This window comes from Staphylococcus sp. M0911, from assembly GCF_003491325.1.
GTDB lineage: Bacteria > Bacillota > Bacilli > Staphylococcales > Staphylococcaceae > Staphylococcus > Staphylococcus warneri_A.
This window is the reverse complement of record NZ_CP022881.1, coordinates 1380110-1398113: the sequence shown is the minus strand read 5'-3', so window position 1 is coordinate 1398113 and position 18004 is coordinate 1380110. Positions and strand designations below refer to the sequence as shown.

9 protein-coding genes (1 of these 9 only partly in view) are annotated in these 18004 nt (G+C 33.7%); 2 read left to right on the top strand and 7 right to left on the bottom strand.

What is annotated here, in order from left to right; all coding sequences use genetic code 11:
- Positions 1 to 2 precede the first annotated feature (2 nt).
- From ssp1_RS06785 to ssp1_RS06760, 6 genes are all read right to left on the bottom strand, one after another.
- The gene (locus ssp1_RS06785) at positions 3 to 485 is read right to left on the bottom strand and encodes a dihydrofolate reductase (RefSeq protein ID WP_002451172.1); all 483 of its coding nucleotides are present in this window, start codon (positions 483 to 485) and stop codon (positions 3 to 5) included.
- A gap of 168 nt (positions 486 to 653) precedes the next feature.
- Positions 654 to 1610 (bottom strand): thymidylate synthase, encoded by a 957-nt coding sequence (locus tag ssp1_RS06780; protein WP_075778791.1) that lies wholly within the window; start codon positions 1608 to 1610, stop codon positions 654 to 656.
- Between the two features lie 251 nt (positions 1611 to 1861).
- A complete protein-coding gene (brxA, locus tag ssp1_RS06775; protein WP_075778790.1) occupies positions 1862 to 2305 on the bottom strand; it encodes a bacilliredoxin BrxA in 444 nt (147 codons plus the stop codon).
- A gap of 25 nt (positions 2306 to 2330) precedes the next feature.
- Positions 2331 to 3446: a conserved virulence factor C family protein gene (locus ssp1_RS06770; RefSeq protein WP_075778789.1), complete on the bottom strand. Its 1116-nt coding sequence runs from the start codon at positions 3444 to 3446 to the stop codon at positions 2331 to 2333.
- Positions 3447 to 3477: 31 nt separating this feature from the next.
- Positions 3478 to 3732, bottom strand: coding sequence for a NifU N-terminal domain-containing protein (locus ssp1_RS06765; protein WP_002451168.1), 255 nt, complete (start codon positions 3730 to 3732; stop codon positions 3478 to 3480).
- A gap of 12 nt (positions 3733 to 3744) precedes the next feature.
- A complete protein-coding gene (locus ssp1_RS06760) occupies positions 3745 to 3939 on the bottom strand; it encodes a zinc-finger domain-containing protein (RefSeq protein WP_075778788.1) in 195 nt (64 codons plus the stop codon).
- Between the two features lie 318 nt (positions 3940 to 4257).
- On the opposite strand from ssp1_RS06760, the gene ssp1_RS06755 reads away from it, so the two are divergent.
- Both ssp1_RS06755 and ssp1_RS06750 read left to right on the top strand, forming a co-directional pair.
- The gene (locus tag ssp1_RS06755) at positions 4258 to 4962 is read left to right on the top strand and encodes a queuosine precursor transporter (protein WP_107560734.1); all 705 of its coding nucleotides are present in this window, start codon (positions 4258 to 4260) and stop codon (positions 4960 to 4962) included.
- A 162-nt stretch (positions 4963 to 5124) separates the two neighbouring features.
- Entirely contained in the window at positions 5125 to 5523 is a 399-nt protein-coding gene (locus ssp1_RS06750) for a ribonuclease HI family protein (protein WP_049424743.1), read from the top strand.
- A gap of 58 nt (positions 5524 to 5581) precedes the next feature.
- Here the strand turns inward: ssp1_RS06750 and ebh are convergent, their stop codons facing one another.
- Positions 5582 to 18004, bottom strand: partial view of a hyperosmolarity resistance protein Ebh gene (gene ebh, locus ssp1_RS06745; RefSeq protein WP_118828157.1) — the end only. The gene runs 16080 nt beyond the window's last position; the window shows 12423 of its 28503 coding nt (coding positions 16081-28503); its start codon lies beyond the right edge, outside the window; its stop codon occupies positions 5582 to 5584.

The window sequence follows — 18004 nt, the reverse complement described above, 5'->3', positions numbered from 1 at the left end:
TCCTATGACTTTTTCCTTATTAAATGTAAAAATGTGTGTGGAATTGTACTTTTTTCATCTAGTTTCCCTTCAACTGATGACTCAACTTCCCATTCTTCAAAAGTGTAAGGAGGAAAGAATGTATCACCTTGAAATTTTCCATCTACCACAGTAATAAACATATCGTCTACTTTATCGATCATTTCTTCAAATAGTGTTTGACCACCAAAAATAAATACGTGGCCTTCTAAATGTTGAATCTCTTCAAAAGAATGAATGACATCCACACCCTCGGGATGAAATGACTTATTTTTAGTCAAAACCACATTTCGTCTGTTGGGTAAAGGCTTTCCAATTGATTCATACGTTTTTCGGCCCATTACTAACGTATGGCCTGTCGTTAATTGTTTAACGTGTTTAAGGTCGTTAGGTAAGTGCCATGGTAATTGATTTTGGTACCCTATGACTCTTTGTTGATCGTGTGCGACTAAAATAGATAATGTCATTTCGTTGTCCTCCTTGGTATGTGGGCATTAATACATCAGTTTCATAAATTTAATGTAACATAAATTGAATGCAATTCGTTACAATAACGTCGTTGATACTGATAATTTTATGATAAAAATTGAAAAATTTCTCATAATTATACTAAGATACAAAAAATATTTTAAATACTATACAGCTATAGGTGCTTTGATAGCTGGATGTGATTCATAATTGATTAATTCTATGTCTTCGTAATTAATATCAAATATTGATTTATCAGTATTAATCTTAATTTGTGGTGGATTGAAACTATCTCGAGATAACTGTGTTTCGACTGCATCCATGTGATTAGAATAAATATGTGCATCACCAAAAGTATGAATAAATTCACCAACTTCGAGGCCACATTCTTTAGCAATGAGATGAGTAAGTAATGCATAACTTGCAATATTAAATGGTACGCCTAAGAAGATATCGGCACTACGTTGATATAATTGACAACTTAATTTTCCATCTTGTACGTAAAACTGGAACATCGTATGGCATGGTGGTAACGCCATAGTATCAATCTCAGTAGGATTCCAAGCAGACACGATATGTCGTCTTGAATTAGGATGTTGTTTGATTTGTTCAATCACAGTTTTAAGTTGGTCAACATGATTACCATCTTTGTCTTCCCAATCTCTCCATTGTTTACCATATACATTGCCCAAATCACCGTATTTTTGCGCAAATGTATCATCGTTTAAAATATTTTCTTTGAATTTTTTCATTTCAACTTTATATAATTCATTAAATTCACTATCTTGTAGAGAACGATGTCCGAAGTTTGTCATATCTGGTCCATGATAGTCTTCTGAGTTGATGTAATTTTCAAAAGCCCATTCGTTCCAAATATTATTATTATATTGAAGAAGATATTTTATATTTGTATCTCCTTTAATAAACCATAGTAATTCTGTTGCCACGAGTTTAAAAGATACTTTTTTAGTGGTTAATAATGGAAATCCCTTAGACAAATCAAATCTTAGTTGATGTCCAAATTTAGAAATGGTTCCTGTATGTGTACGATCATCTCTTTGATTTCCTATTTTTAGAATTTCTTCACAGAGACCGTGGTAAGCTGCATCAAATGAATTGAGCATAATGATGACATCCTTTCTTAATAGTGTGTATTGATGTATCTTTGGCATGACTACCAACATTTAACATTAATTTTATTATACTGAGATTTAATCGTTGAAAAAAGTAGTAAGCCAGATATGTGTAAAATTTAATTTATTTAGTCAAAAAAGCATACAAAAAGAGTAGCACAGCCTCGCACCTCAAAGTGTTCTAAGAAAACTGTACTACTCTTACTACCCTATAATTATCATTAATATGTGATAAAATTTGATTATTTTACGTCACAATGATCATCAAAAGCATCTTTTAAGTCCATTGCAATGTCATTGATATCTCTACCTTCGATATGCTCTCTTGGTATAAAATGGACTAGATTTTGACCTTTAAATAATGCAAATGATGGACTGGATGGTACTTGTTGAATATATTCACGCATTGTTGCGGTTGCTTCTTTATCTTGTCCGGCAAATACAGTGACTTTATTTGTTGGTTTCGCTTCGTTTTGTTCTGCAACTGCAACGGCTGCTGGTCGTGCTAATCCGGCAGCACAACCACAAGTAGAGTTGATAACGACGAAAGTTGTGTCATTATCATTGACTTGTTTCATGTATGATTCAACAGCTTCACTCGTTTCTAAACTTTCAAATTGGTGATCTGTTAGTTCAGAACGCATTTGTTGAGCGAGTTCTTTCATATATTGTTCATATGCATTCATATTGATATTCTCCTTTATTCATTGATTAGGATTTATTTCTATTCGCAATTTGTTTCCAAACAGAGCCGAGTGCTTCATCACCCTTTTCTATTCTAGAAATGGCCATTTCGATTTGTAATTTTACTTCATACGCTGGATCATCGGCATGTGCTTTAAGACTAACTAATTGTTGTTCGTTTCCTTCATCAAATATAAACATAGCTGCTCTCCAACGAACGATTTTTTGAGGATCGTCAAGTGCTTGTTCCATTTCTGGTAGTGCCTCTTTAAATCCTAAATCGCTTAGGCAGTCTCCTGCTGTACGTCGTACTGCTGGACTTTTATCATGTAATCCTTTGTATATATATGGTAGGATTTGACGATCTTCAATCATTCCTAATAACACAATCGCTTCACGACGGAGTGGCACCTTCTCTTCATTTAATGCAGCGTCTAATAAAGGAATATCATCAAAAGTCGGTGTTGGGAATGATTTCAACATTCTTAATTTTTCTTTCCAGTCTGAAGCTTGTTGATACGTTTCAAGTGATACACGATGATATTGGCTTTCTGGAATGACAATATCTGTTTCTAATGCTTCTGTAATGAGTTGTTGAATTCGTTCTTCTGGATATAGTGCTAATGTTTCTTCATATACGTCATTCATAACGTCGTCGATATCACCATATCGAATACCAAAGTCTTCCCATTTTCTTAAAAATACTACGTTATCGCTATCTTTTTGAGCTTTAAGCATACTATCTACATAAAATTCAGGTAATTGTTTACGCTTTTCATCATGTCCAGTGGATAGTTTGATTTGATATGGTATCCCCTTAAACATTAACACCTCAGCTTTAACTTCTCCAAAGTGTTCATCTGGTTGTGTTTCTTGTTGTGAATGTTCTTCCTTATTTAAGGTAGAAGTAATTAAAGGTAGGACGTCTTCCCAATCGGCTTTAGGCTGTTTATCGATTGCTAAGAAATCCATAACATAGAAAATGGACTTCACACCATCAAGTTCTAATAAGTCATTGATAAATTGTGGTTGTTGATCATTAATGGTTATATAAGTATTAGATTGATTATCTTGCCTTTTCTCTGTCAAGACGACTTTCATCGTATTAGGACTCGGTGTAGGTTCTACACGTAAAATTTCCATAGTCTCTGTCCCTCCATGCAATCAGATTTACTTATTGATTGAATTTATCTTCTATTTGAGGGATTAGCGTTTGCCAATCTGCTTCATCCTCTTTATCAACTGAAATGAAATCCATGACATAAAAAATAGATTTCACACCTTCGATATCAAATAAGGCATTTATGAATTCGGGTTGACCTTCTTCTGCTGATGTATACGTATTCGATTTCATGTCTTCTCGTGTTTCGTTTAAAGTGATTTTCATTGTATTGTGATTCGGTGTTTCTGAGATTGAAACAATTTCCATAACAATAACCTCCTATTGAAGTTCATTTCCTATTTGTTTAATTTGTTTACCAATTGAACATTCATTGATACAAAAATGATGTGCCTGTGTCTTGTTTTCAGTCTTTCTTATATGCGACTTTAATGGACATTGATGACAATACGTAGTCAATAATTGATCAATTTGATTTATAGCTTGTTGTTCGGAATAAGTAAGGATACTCTTCACTCCCTTTAGCTATAGAATTTTTTTATGTCGCAAATAAAGAGTTCGTGACATTAGTGTAGCGCATATGACATTTCTTTTGTGCCAAGTTCGTCTTATCTACTGTCTTAGACTCATTAATTCACATGTCGATATTATAGCATTTATTATCCATGATTGAACAACAATCAATTTGTCTTTCTGATATTTCAATATTCATAGAATTTAACGTTTCGTGGATTTGGAAAACGGATTGCATAAAATACTGTTTTAGAGTAAAATGGTTAAGTTATTTTAGCGGTTTCTAAACACCCGCATTAACAAAATTTAGGAGGAAATGATATGTATAATGAATTGTTTGGAGTTGCAACGTTTTTAGTGACGTTTATTTTAATGATAGCGATGTATCGCATGTTTGGGAAACAAGGATTACTAGCATGGGTTGCGATTGGTACGATCATCGCAAATATACAAGTTATCAAAACTGTAGAAATTTTTGGCATTTCAGCTACTTTAGGTAATGTAATGTTTGCTTCTATTTATTTAGCGACGGACATTTTAAATGATATATACGGAAGAAAGGTCGCAAAACGTGCAGTTTGGTTAGGTTTTTCCTCAACACTGGTTATGATTATCGTCATGCAAATGTCTTTACATTTTATTCCATCCCCAGAAGATACTGCACAAAATGCTTTTCATGCCATCTTTGATGTTGTACCTAGAATTGCTTTAGGTTCAATTGTTGCTTATATCATTGGTCAACACGTGGATGTATTTATATTTTCATTAATTAAAAAGCTATTTAGTTCAGATAAAACTTTCATTATTAGAGCATATGGAAGTACAATAATTAGCTCTATCATTGATACAGCATTATTTGTATCCATTGCATTTATAGGTAGTTTACCTGGTATGGCAGTTTTTGAAATTTTTATAACGACATATGTTTTAAAACTTGTATCTACTATTTTTAATGTACCATTCGGATACATTGCCAAATCATTCTACCGTAAAGGTAAAATTACTAAGTTAGATGAAGGTTTTTAAGTTACCTATTAAATATCAATCGCTTTGCTTAATATTCTAATTGAGTAAAGCGATTTTATTTATAATAATTGAAATTGGATGAATTTGTACTTATTATTGTGATTTAATTAAAGTACAGATGATGAGACTAGTTTAGAACATATAAATGAAGTAGGTGTAGATATGGCTAAAATTAATTTTGATGCTGCGACTAAAGGGAATCCTGGAAGAAGTGCATGTGCTATTGTTATTAAAGAGGAAGATCAACATCACGTGTTTACTCATGATTTAGGAGAAATGGATAATCATAGTGCTGAATGGGCAGCTTGTATCCATGCATTAGAACATGCTAGAGAACTAAAAGTGAATAATGCCCTACTTTACACTGATTCAAAGTTAATTGCAGATAGTGTAGAAGCAGGATATGTTAAAAATGCTAAATTCAAACCTTATTTTGAACAATTAGAGATTTTAGAGCAAGACTTTGATTTATTGTTTGTAAAATGGGTACCTAGAGATCAAAATAAAGAAGCTAATCAACATGCACAACAAGCATTATATAAAATATTAAAAGCCAAATAATAAAAAGGAGCACCGATTGAAGTGATTTCAATCGGTGCTCCTTTATTTTGAGGAACGATTACTTTTTACGTTTAGAAGATTTTTTAGATTTCTTTTTCTTCTTTTTGGAAGCGACGACTTTTTTATTTTTAGTTGGTGCTTTTCCTTTTGTATTCGTTGATGTCTCTTTGCTTTCTCTTTTCTTTTTAGCAATCAGTGGTGCAACGTGTGAATCATCTCCCTTTAATGTGTGTTTCTTTTTAGATGATTCAGTTTCTTTCTTATTGCTTTCTTCTTCATTGTTCTTTTTCTTTTTAGCTACTAACAATGGTGTGTGGTCGACGTCATCGATTAGGTGTTTGTTCTTCTTAGTTTCTTGTGAATGAAGATCTACGGTTTCATCTTTCTCTTCTTTTTTACGACGTTTCGCTAATATGAACCAGAATCCCGCTAATAAACTTGAAATACCTACAAATCCAAGTGTATTTTTTAATAAATCTACGAATCCATTTGAATTTTTATGGTGTTTGAAGTCGTCATTAGGTTCGTCAGTGTCTTTCTTCGCGTGTTCATTTGTTACAAGATCTTTTAGACTGTCTGTCGCATTGCCGTTAGTACCCATAAATGTTTCTAATTGGTTAATGTTAAGTGCGCCTGTTAAATCTGACAAGTTTGGACGAGTATGTGTTGACTGAGTCGGATTATTTGAATTCCATCCTACTATTTCAACAGATAGAATACGTGCGATACCTTCATTTAACGCTTGATCAACGGCATGATGTGATTGGGCATTATCTATATTTCTAATTGTATTGTTTAAGATATCATAGATTTTATTTAATGCATCTTGTTTTTGGCTACGTGTTCCAAAAGGACTATTTTGGATACTTCTAGATTTTTGATGAGCAACTTGATGAATAGATGAAATGGCATTGTTCTTATGTTTCGCTAAGTCGTTAGCAACAGGTTTGAATTGGTTAATTGTTGCTTGATATTGATCTTTTTGCTTATGGATTTCAGATAAAGATGTTGCTTTGTTAATTGCTTGGATAGCATTGTCTTTCAACTTATTAAGTTGTTTGATTGCATCTTGTTTTTCTTTATCTGATAGATCTTTTCTAGCGTTAATTTCATCTATTTTTTGTTTGATTGCGTCTTCAATCGCATTTTGTGCTTTAACTTTCGCTTGATCAATTGTAAATGTATTAGGGTTAAAGTGGTAAATTTGGTCTTGACCACTTTGTTTAGCATGATCAACGTCCTCTTGATTCGTTGCTTTATTGATATTGTCAATGGCTTGTTGTTTTAATTTATTCACTTCAGCAATCGCAGCATCTTTTTGTGCTTTTGTTAAAGTAGTGTTGTTATTAATATCGTTAATTTTATTTTGGGCTAGATCTTCTATATCTTTAATGGCTTGATTTTTAGCTACTATTAACGCTTGTTCAATTACTTTAACTGGCACATGAACAATCACTTTTGATCCATTAGCTAGAGTGATTTCAACGCGTGCCTCTAAATCATCAGAGATGTTTGTCGTATTAGGTGTGTCTAATACTTTAGCTTTAATTTGATCACTTAAGTTGATATGTTTAAGCACATCTTCGTCAGTTATCACTTCGTCACGTTGGACAATAATTTCACCATTAACTAATACCTGTTGAGCTGATGCTTTTGGTAATTCATGTGTGACTGGTTGTTGATCTACTTCCCAAATAGGTGCATTTTGAATTTGATCAATGGCTTTAGTTAATACATTTGAAATGTCATCTTTTGTTCTTGCATTTTCGATATTAATCAATGCTTTATTTTCAAAATCATCGATTTCTTTTAATGCTTTTACTTTCTGATCATCTGTAAGATTTGGATTGCTATTAATTTCATCGCGTTTTGCGTTAGCGATATCTTTTATCGCTTGTTTAGCATCTACTTTAGACTGAATTAAATCTTTAAGTTGATTTAATGCATTATTGAATTGATCTTTGGCATTTTGAATTTGTTCTTTAGTTGTAGCACCTGTAATATCAACATTCGCTTGTTGTTGTAATTGACGAATTTGATCTTTTAATGCTTCTTTTTCTGCATTAGATAGATCTGGATTATGGTCGATTGCATCCAATAAATCTTGACTTTGTCGATTAATATCTTGCTTAGCATCATTTTGAGCTTTCGGTATTTCGTTAGCATGAATTTGATCAATAGCTTGACTATCTATATTTTCAACATTATCAACTGCTTGATTCGTTGTTGCTTTATTAATATTATTGATTGTTTGATTAGCCAGTGCTTCGGCTTTATTTTTAGCATCTATCTTATCTTGCTCAGTCGCATTTGCATTATCAATATCATTTAATTTATCTGCTAATGCTTTATTGATAGATTGAATTGCTTTGTTTTTAGCATCTTGTAATCTAGCATCGCCATTCAGTTGATTCATAGCATCTTTAAGTGCTTGAATTGCACCTTGGATATCGTTTGTATCTCCAACTTCATCATCAGTACCTTTTAATAATTTTATGGCTTGATCTTTAGCTTGAGTGAAGTTCGCTTTAGTATCATCATCTGCATTTTGGTAATTAATACTATTTTCACTATTTGGAACATCATTATTTACAATATCTTTCAATGCTTTCATCACATCATCTAAATCAATTTGATTATTAATGATGTTATTAAGGGTATCTAAATCATCAGCTTGAGCAACTAATTGATGTGCTAAGTTTCTTTGATTTGGATTTAAATTTTCTAAACTATCGATAAATTGATCTGCTTTACCTTTAGCTTTAGTAACATTTTGATCACCATTAAGGGCATTTTCAGCATTAATGATCGCTTGTTTTAAAGCCTCTACTTCAGCATTCGTTAATGCATTACCTTTAGCTTTGTTCAATACATCATTTGCACGATCTAAAGCAGTGTTATAATTCGCTTTTAATGCCTCATCAGCATCGATGTAATTTGAACTTGCTTTCACTGGTGCTTCTGTTCGTTGAACATATTGATTTAAACTATTCATTGATTGATCTAAAGTTGCCGCTTTTTGAACTGCTTGAGTCACATCGTTTAACGTGCTAGCAGAATTAATTTGTTGTTGTGCCATTTGTTTTTGAGCATTATTCAAATGTGTTAATTGATCTAATTTATTTAATGCATCAGATTTGGAATCATTTAATCTTTGATTACCATTTAATGCATCTTTCGCATGATTGATCGCATCTTTAAGTTGATTGATTTGATCAGTTGTTAAATTAGATCCAGTTGGATGATCTAATGCTTGTTGAGCATTTGTGATAGCTTCAACAAAATCATGTTTGAGTTGTGTATCGGCATTAATATAATTACCACTTTGTTTCGTTGGTTCATTATTATCGTTAACCGCTTGTTGAAGTTCATTCATAGCATGATTTAACGTAGTAGCCTCGTTAACAATATTTTGAATGTCATTCACATCGTTAGAATTGTTGATGCTATCAATTATCGCTTGATGTTGTGCTTGATTTAAAGCAGTTAATTGATCAAGGTGTTGAGCTGCATTTGCTTTTGCTTCTGTAACCTTTTCATCACCATTTAAATCGTGTTTAGCATTTTCAATCGCTATAATCGCTTGTTCAACTTCTTGTTGTGTCGCATTTTGAGATACAAGTTGTTGTGCTTGTGCTACTGCTTGATTATATGCAGCTTGCTTGTCAGGATCAGCTTGTGTGAAGTCAACAGTATTTGTTACATGATTGTGCTCATCAATCGCTTGTTGTAATTGATCAGTAGCATGATCTAATTGATGTGACTTATCTTCTATTTGTTCGATTGATTTTAACGTAGTTGCTTGATTAACTTGGTCTTTCATCGTTGATTTTTGTTCATCATTGAGATGTGGTTGTCGATCAATATCTTGGATAGCTTGTGCTTTTGCATTAGTTACACGTGCGTTTCCATCTAAATCGTTCATCGCCTGTTGTAACGATGTTATTGCATTTTCAACTTCTGTTTGAGTTGCGTTTGGACCTGTTTGTGTATCTGTAATATGTGATGCATTTGTTAACGCTAAGTTGAATGCATCCTGCTTATCAGTTGATGCTTCTGTGTAATTAGGCTCAACACTTTCTCTATTTGCTTGATTCATTAAATCTTTAAGTCTTCCCATTGCTTGGTCAAGTTGATTTGCAGTTTGGACGATTTGAGCAACATCATTTCTTGTTGGCGCTTGGTTAACCGCATCTTTCGCAGATTCAAGTTGATCATGATTTAAATTGTTAAGTCCATCTAAATCAATGATTCCTTGTTGTTGTGCTTGAGCAAGTTTTTGATCACCGTGTAGATTGGCGATAGCGTCGTTTACTTCTTGTAATGTTTCATCTACTTGAGCTTTATCCATGATAGGATTTGTTGTTTCATTGATGATTGCTTTGGCATTTGAAACGGCTTGTTTATACGCTTCTTGCTCAGGTGTATCTTCATTAATAAATTGACTACTAGATTCAACTTGTGGTTCATTTTGAATTGCATTTCTTAATGAAACCATTGCTTGATTTAATGCATTTGCTTGAGATATGGATTCTGCGACCATATTACGCGTTGGTTCTTGATTGATTTGACTTTCAAATGCGTCACGTTGCGCGTCATTTAAACCACTAAGTTGATTTAAATTATTAACTGCAAGTTGTTTATCATTTTGGAGTTTTTCATCGCCATGTAAGTGATTTTTCGCATTTGTAACAGCTTCTGTAAGTTGTTGAACTTGTGTTCTATCCAATGTTGGATGATCAGCTTGATTAATTAATGCTTCCGCTTGTTGTACTGCATTTGTATAAGCGTTTTGTTCAGGTGAATCTTCATTAATAAATGGACTACTATTTTCAACTTGTTGATGATCTTGAATCGCGTCTCTCAATGCTTTCATTGACTGATCTAAAGCTTCTGCTTGCGCTACTTTTTGAGCTACTTCGTCGCGAGTTGGTACTTGGTTAATTTGCGTTTGAAGTGCTTGGCGTTGTGCAGCATTAAGGTGTTGTAGATGATCAATCGTTTCGTTTGCCAGTTGTTTATCTTGAGCTAATTTTTGTTCTCCGTGTAATTGATCTTTTGCATTGATAACCGCTTGAGTTGCTTGTTCAATTTGTGATTGATCTAACGTTGGATTTGTAGCTTGATTGATAATATCTAGTGCATGTTGAACCGCTTGATTATAATCATCTTTTTGTTTTGGATCTTCATTTGTGAATTGACTGCTCGTTTCAACTTGTTGATGGTCCTTAACGCTCTCTTTTAATGCTTGCATTGCATTGTTAAGTGCTTCTGCTTGCGCTACTTTTTGAGTAACTTCATCTCTAGTTTGAGCATTAGTAATTGCATCATTAAGCGCTTGTTGTTGTGCTGGTGTTAATTGATTAAATTGATTCATTGTTTCACCAGCATGTTGTTTATCTTCAGTTAGTTTTTCAACACCATTTAACGCTTGTTTAGTAGCATTCACTGATTCAATCGCTTGATTTACATTATCTTTATTGATTGTTGGATTAGTTATTCCAGCAATAATACTTTCAGCATTTTGAATTGCGTTGTCATAATCTTGTTTTTTATTAGGATCTGCGTTGATGTATGGACTACTATCTAATGTTGTTTGTTTATCGGCAATACTTTGTTGTAACGCATCCATATATTGATCAAGTTGTTGTGCTTCGGTTACATCATTTTTAACAGCGGTACGTGTTGTTTCATTATCAATTAAAGCATCTTCCATATGTTTTTGAGCATCATTAAGATGAGGTAATTGGTTAATGAGTGCCTTAGCATGATCTTTTTCACTTTGCAACTTAGCTACACCTTGAAGTGCTTGTTTACTATTATTAACATCTTCAGTTGTTTGATTAATTACATTTGTATCTAATGTGGCTTGTTGTTCGTTAATCAAATCTTGAGCATGTTGGACTGCTTGATCATAATTGTGTTGTTCTGTAGGGTCCTCATTAATGTACGCACTACTTGCTTTAACTTCTGCATTATCATCAATACTTTGACGTAAGTCATGCATAGCTTGGTTCAGTGTACCTGCTTGTTGTTCAATTTGTTGAACATCCGTGATGAGTGGTGCGTGATTCACTTGTTCTTTTAAAGCTGATTTTTGTGGATCATTTAAATCTGTTAGTCCATCTATGGCTTGTTGAGCATGTAACTTAGAATCTTGTAATCTTTGTTCGCCATTTAAGTTTTGTAATGCTTGTTGAACTTGAGTTAATGCTTGTTCAACTTCTGGTTGAGTTGTATTTGGACCATGTTGATGATCAATAATAGATTGAGCATGAGCAACAGCATCTGAATATGCAGATTGTTTATCCGGATCAGCATTAACAAATTGACTTTGTTGTTTAACGTCATTTTGGTTAGCAATTGCATTTTGTAATTGATTCATTGTAGTATCTAGCGCTTGAGCGTCTCGAGCATGTTGATTTACGGCATCAATGTCAGTCGCTTGAGCAATACCATCTTGTAAATGTTGTATTTGTGCTTGATTTAGATGATCTAAGTGATCAATAGTTTGTGTCGCTTGTTGTTTAGCGTGAGTTAGGTTTTCATCACCATCTAAAGCTACTTTATTCGTATTAACAAGGTTAGCAGCTGCATTAATATCAGTTGGATTCATAACTGGTGTTGTTGCATTAATGATTTGATTAGCATCATTCACGGCATTGTTATAGTCATTTTGACGATCAGCAGTTGCATCATGATAATCTTCAGAATTAAGTGTTTGTTGATGATCTTTAATACTATCTCTTAAGTGTTCCATTGCTTGATCTAATGTTTGAGCATTTTGTTTAATTGCATCGACATCAGTAACTAATGGTGCATTTGTAATTTGTGTTTCCAAATCATGTCGTTGCGCGTCATTTAAGTGAGGTAATTGCATTAATGCTTGATTAGCTTCTTGCTTAGCTTGAGCTAAGTTTGAATTACCATTTAAGTTTTGAATCGCTTGCATTACTTTATTAGTCATTGCTTCGATTGTACTTTGATCTTCGTTCGTACCTTGTTGTGGATTTAATACATTTTCTGCATTACGTACTGCTTGATTGAACGCATCTTGGTTAGCTTGATCAGCATTTAAATAATTACCATCAGCTAATATTTGATTTTTATTATGAATCGCTTGCTCTAATTGATCCATTGCATTATTCAGACTTTCAGCAGTTTGTTTAGCTGTGTTAACAGCATCTATATTTGGCGCATGTTCAATCTGAGTTGTGAGTGCTTGTTTTTGTGCGTCATTAAGATGTGTCATGCCATTGATATCGTTAGTAGCATTTTGCTTTTTAGTTGTCAGTTTCGTATCACCATTGAGGTTATCTTTGGCCTGATTGACTTGAGTTAATGCTTGTGTAATGTCATCTGGATTTAAAGTTGGATCAACAGTTTGATTTATGATGGATTCAGCTTGTCTGATTGCATCTTGATATGCAGTTTGTTTATCCGGATCAGCGTCATGATAATTTTCACTACCTAGAATATCGTTTTTATTTGCAATGCCTTGTTTTAAGTTGTGCATTGCATCATTCACATTTTGTGCAAGTTGTTTAACTTGATTTACCTCTTCAATTGTCTGTGCTTGCTCTATTTGATTTGTAAGTGCATCATGTTGTGGTTGATTTAAATCAGGTAATGTATTGAGATTTGCTGTTGCATCTTGTTTAGCTTGAGCTAAGTTTTCATCACCATTTAAATCATCTTTTGCATGATTAATAGCATTCGTCATTTGGTTTACAGCATCTGGTGATAATTGTACCACTTGATTGCCATTAACAACTTGTTGTGCTTGCTCTACAGCATTATCATATGCCGTTTGTTTATCTGTGCTAGCTTGAGTGTAATCAGTTGTTTGAGGTACTTGAGTATTTGCTTGTAATGTTTGATTCAAGTTACCCATTGCAGTGTTTAATTCATTTGCAGTTTGTTTGATTTGATCGACACTTGGAACAAGACCTGCTTGATTCACTTGTTCTTTTAGAGCTGCTTTTTGTGCAGGATTTAAGTTTGGTAAACCATCAATCATTGTAGATGCTTGTTGTTGTGCATCGTGCAGATTATCATTACCATTCAAATCGCCCTTCGTTTGATCCACTTGTTGTAAAGCATTAGTTACAGTTTGTGGGTCTACGATTGCATTCGGAGTACCGTTGATAATTTGTTCAGCGTGATGGATTGCATCGCTATATGCTTGTTGTTTATCTGGGTTAGCATTTGTGTAATTACCATCTGCAATTGTTTGATCCTTGTCTGCAATACCTTGTTTTAATGCTGACATTGCTTGATCTAGAGCGCTTGTTGTAGCCTTAACCTGATTAACATCATTAACGGTATTTGCTAAATTCACTTGTTGTTTTAATGCTTCTTGTTGAGCAGGGTTCAAATCTTGTGCGTTATTAATTTGCTCAATAGCTTCTTGTTTTGCATGTTCAACGTTTGAATTACCATTTAACGCATCCTTAGCATCGTTAAGTTGTTTTAATGCTTGTGCGATGTCATCTTGTGATGCATTGTTTTGGCTATTATGGTCTACGATACTTTCTGCATGTGTTACTGCATCGTTATAAGCATCTTTCTTAGGTTGATCTGCATCTGAATAATTGATACTACCTAACGTATCTGCTTTAGTTTGTAATGCTTGATTTAATTGATTCATAGCATTATCTAAACTTTCAGCATTTTGCTTAATTTTGTTCGTTGTGGCAATATCAGGTGCTTGATCAATTTGACGAGTTAATGCATCAATTTGTGCTTGATTTAAATGATCTAGTGTACCTAACGTTGTTTTAGCGTTTTGTTGCGCTGTAGCAAGTTTTTGGTCACCGTTTAAATTATGGTTAGCTTCATTAACATGTGCTAATGCTTGTTTGATAGTATCTGGATCCATGGTTGGATTGCTTTGTTCATTTAATAATGTATCCGCATGATTGATAGCATCATCAAATGCTGTTTGTCTATCTGTATCTGCATCATGATAATTTTCGCTGCCTTTGATATCGTCTTTATTTGCGATGCCTTGTTTCAAGGCTGTCATTGCTTCGTTAAGTTGATTTGCAGCTTGTTGAATCGCATTAACATCAGGGACTTGGGTTGCTTGATTGATTTGCTTATTAAATTCGTCACGTTGTGCTTGATTTAAATTTGGTAATTGATCAAGTGCTTGTGTCACCTGTTGTTTAGCATTAGCAAGATTCGTATTACCATTCAAGTCGTTGTTAGCTTGGTTCACTCGATTTAATGCATCTTGTATTTCACTTGGAGAAACAACAACATTTGGCACACCATCTATTAATTGTTGTGCATGCTTAACGGCATCGTTATATGCTTGTTGTTTATCTGGACTTGCATTGGTGTAGTTACCGTCTGCTAATATTTGATCTTTATTAGCGATACCTTGTTTTAATGCGGTCATTGCTTGATTTAAATCTTGGGCGTTTTGTTTAATTGCATTAACGTCAGCTACAGTTGTTGCGTCAGCAACTTGTTGTTTTAACGCCTCTTTTTGAGCACTATTTAAATCATTTGAATTATTGATTGTATCAGTTGCTTGAATTTTAGCGTTTTGAACATTTGCATTACCATTTAAAGCCTCTTTAGCTTTATTTACTGCTTGAATAGCTTCTGCTACTTCTGTTTGTGTCGCATTATTACCGTTTGTCTTAGATAAAATATGCTCAGCATTGTTAATAGCATTATTATATGCTTCTTGTTTTGCTGGATCAGCATCTGTGTAGTTAACGTTAGATTTAATATCATCTTTATCTTGAATTGCTTGATTCAAATCATTCATAGCGTGATTTAGATTTTCAGCTTCAGTTTTAATTTGATTAGCTTCTTCTACAGATGTTGCTTGTTTAATTTTATTTTCTATGTCTTTTTGTTGAGCGTTATTTAAGTGATCATACGTGCCTACTGATTGATTTGCGTCTTCTTTAGCGTGTGTAAGGTTTTCTCTACCATTTAATGCGTCTTTAGTATTAGTAACTGTTTCTGCAGCTTGGTTGATCACAGTTGGATCAATAACTGGATTAGTTACTTCATTTTGAATACCTTGCGCTGTGTTGACTGCATTGTTATAAGCATCTTTATTATTTTCACTTGAATCAATGTAATTTTGACCATTCTTTGTTTCTGTATGATCGGCAATTGATTGATTTAAGTGTTCCATTGCTGTATCAACTGCATGTGCTTTATTTTCATTTTCATTAACTTCTGCAACAGTTGTTGATTGGTCAACTAATTGTTTTAGCGCTTCTTTTTGTGGATTTGTTAAATGTGTTAATCCATCAATTGTTTGGTTAGCATTTTGCTTAGCATTAGCTAAGTTTTCTTTACCATTTAAAGCCTCTTTTTTACTGTTGACTGCATTTATAGCCGCTTCAACTTCATCTTTAGTTAAGTTACCGCCTTGTGTTGGGTTCAAGATTGTTTCGGCATTTGAAACTGCATTCGTATAGTCTGTTTTCTTATCAGGACTTGCGTCGTTGTAATTTTGACTATTAAGTGTTTCAGTTTTGTCATTTAAGCTATCTGCAAGTTGTCCCATTGCATTATTTAATGCCTGTGCTTCATTGTTTAATCGAGCGATATCAGCGAGTGTCTGTGCTTGATCTATTTGATGTTCAATGTTTTCACGTTGAGCGTTGTTTAGATGATTTAAGCCGTGAAGTGCTTGATTTGCATTATTTTTAGCATCTTCTACTTTACGATTACCATTTAAATCTTGTCTCGCTGTATTAATTGCAGATAATGCTGCTTCAACTTCACTTTGTGATGCATTTGATCCAGTAGTTGGATTTGTAATTAATTGTGCATCATTAATGGCATGATCATAAGCGCTTTGTTTAGGTTGGTCTGCGTCACTATAATTAACACTTTGATGTACTTGATCTTTATCATTGACTGCATTTATTAATTGTTCCATAGCTTGATCAAGTGATGTTGCCTTAGCCTTAACTTGTTCAACTGTCGCGATATTTGGTGCGTCTTTAAGTTGTTGTGTCAAATCTGCTTGTTGTGCTTGATTTAAATGACTTAAATGTTGTAATGCACCAGTAGCTGTTTGTTTCGCTTGATTTAAGTTTTCTACTCCATTTAAATCTTGAGTTGATGTTTTGATTTGATTCAATGCTTGCATCACAGACTCTGGATTTAATGTAGGTTGAGTTGTTTCATTAATTATACTTTCAGCATTTGTAATGGCATGATTGTAGTCATCTTGGTTACTAGTATTAGCATCCACATATGGCTGGCTTGCTTGAACGTCATGTTGTTTAGCAACTTCTTGTCGTAATTCAGTCATGGCATGGTTCAAGTTTCCTGCATTAGATTTAATCGTATCGATATCAGGAAGTTGTTGTGCTTGATCAATTTGATCTTGGATACGTTGACGTTGTGCGTCTGACAATCCAGTCATTTGTTGTAAAGCATTTGTTGCTTCTTGTTTTGCATTGGCAAGATTTATATTACCATTTAATCCTTGCTCTGCATTGTTAACATTTTGAGTTGCAGTATTAATATCTGAAGGATTAATAATGACGTTAGGTGTACCATTGATTAAATTTTGTGCACGTTGGTAAGCATCTGTATAAGCACCTTGTTCTTGTGGACTTGCATTAGTGTAATTACCGTCCGCAACAATTGTATCGTGATCTGCAATTGCTTGTTTGAGTTGTTCCATTGCAGTATTTAATGCATCAGCATTATTTTGTAAATCTGTAACAGCTGCAACAGTTTGTGCTTGATTTACTTTTTCTTTAAGTACATTTTTTTGTTGCTCATTAAGATGTGGTGCATTGTCAATGCTTTGAATAGCTTGAGTTTGTGCATCATGTAAGTTCTGTGCACCATTTAGCGCTTGTTCCGTATTTGTAATAGCTTGTATTGCTTGTTCAACTGCTTGTTTATCACTATTTGGTCCTGTTGCTTTATCTAATATGTTATCTGCATTTTGTAATGCTTGATCAAAGGCTTGTTTCTTATCAGGATTTGCGTCTGCATAATTTTGGCTATTTAAGATATCATTTTGATTAGCAATTGCTTGTTGTAATTGTTGCATTGCTTGGTCTAATGATTGAGCATTTGCTTGTATTTGATGCACAGCCTCTACTGAAGTTGCAGAACCAATTTGATCTCTTAAGTGATCACTTTGATCATGGTTAATATAATCCAATGCATTTAATTGTGTATTAGCTTCATTTTTGGCATTTTGAAGATTAGTATTACCATTTAATTGATCTTTAGTTGTATTAACTTGATTGATGGCAGCTTCTACTTGTTCTTTTGATAAGTTATTACCATTTACTGGATCTAAAATCGCTTGTGCGTTTGTAACTGCATCATCATAATTTGTTTTTCTATCTGAATCAGCATCTAAATAGTTGATTTGTTGTTTGATAGACGCTTGATTGCTGATGCTATCTTTCAATTGACCCATTACTGTATCTAATGCATTTGCTTGTTCTAATGCTTGAGCAACTTGAGATAG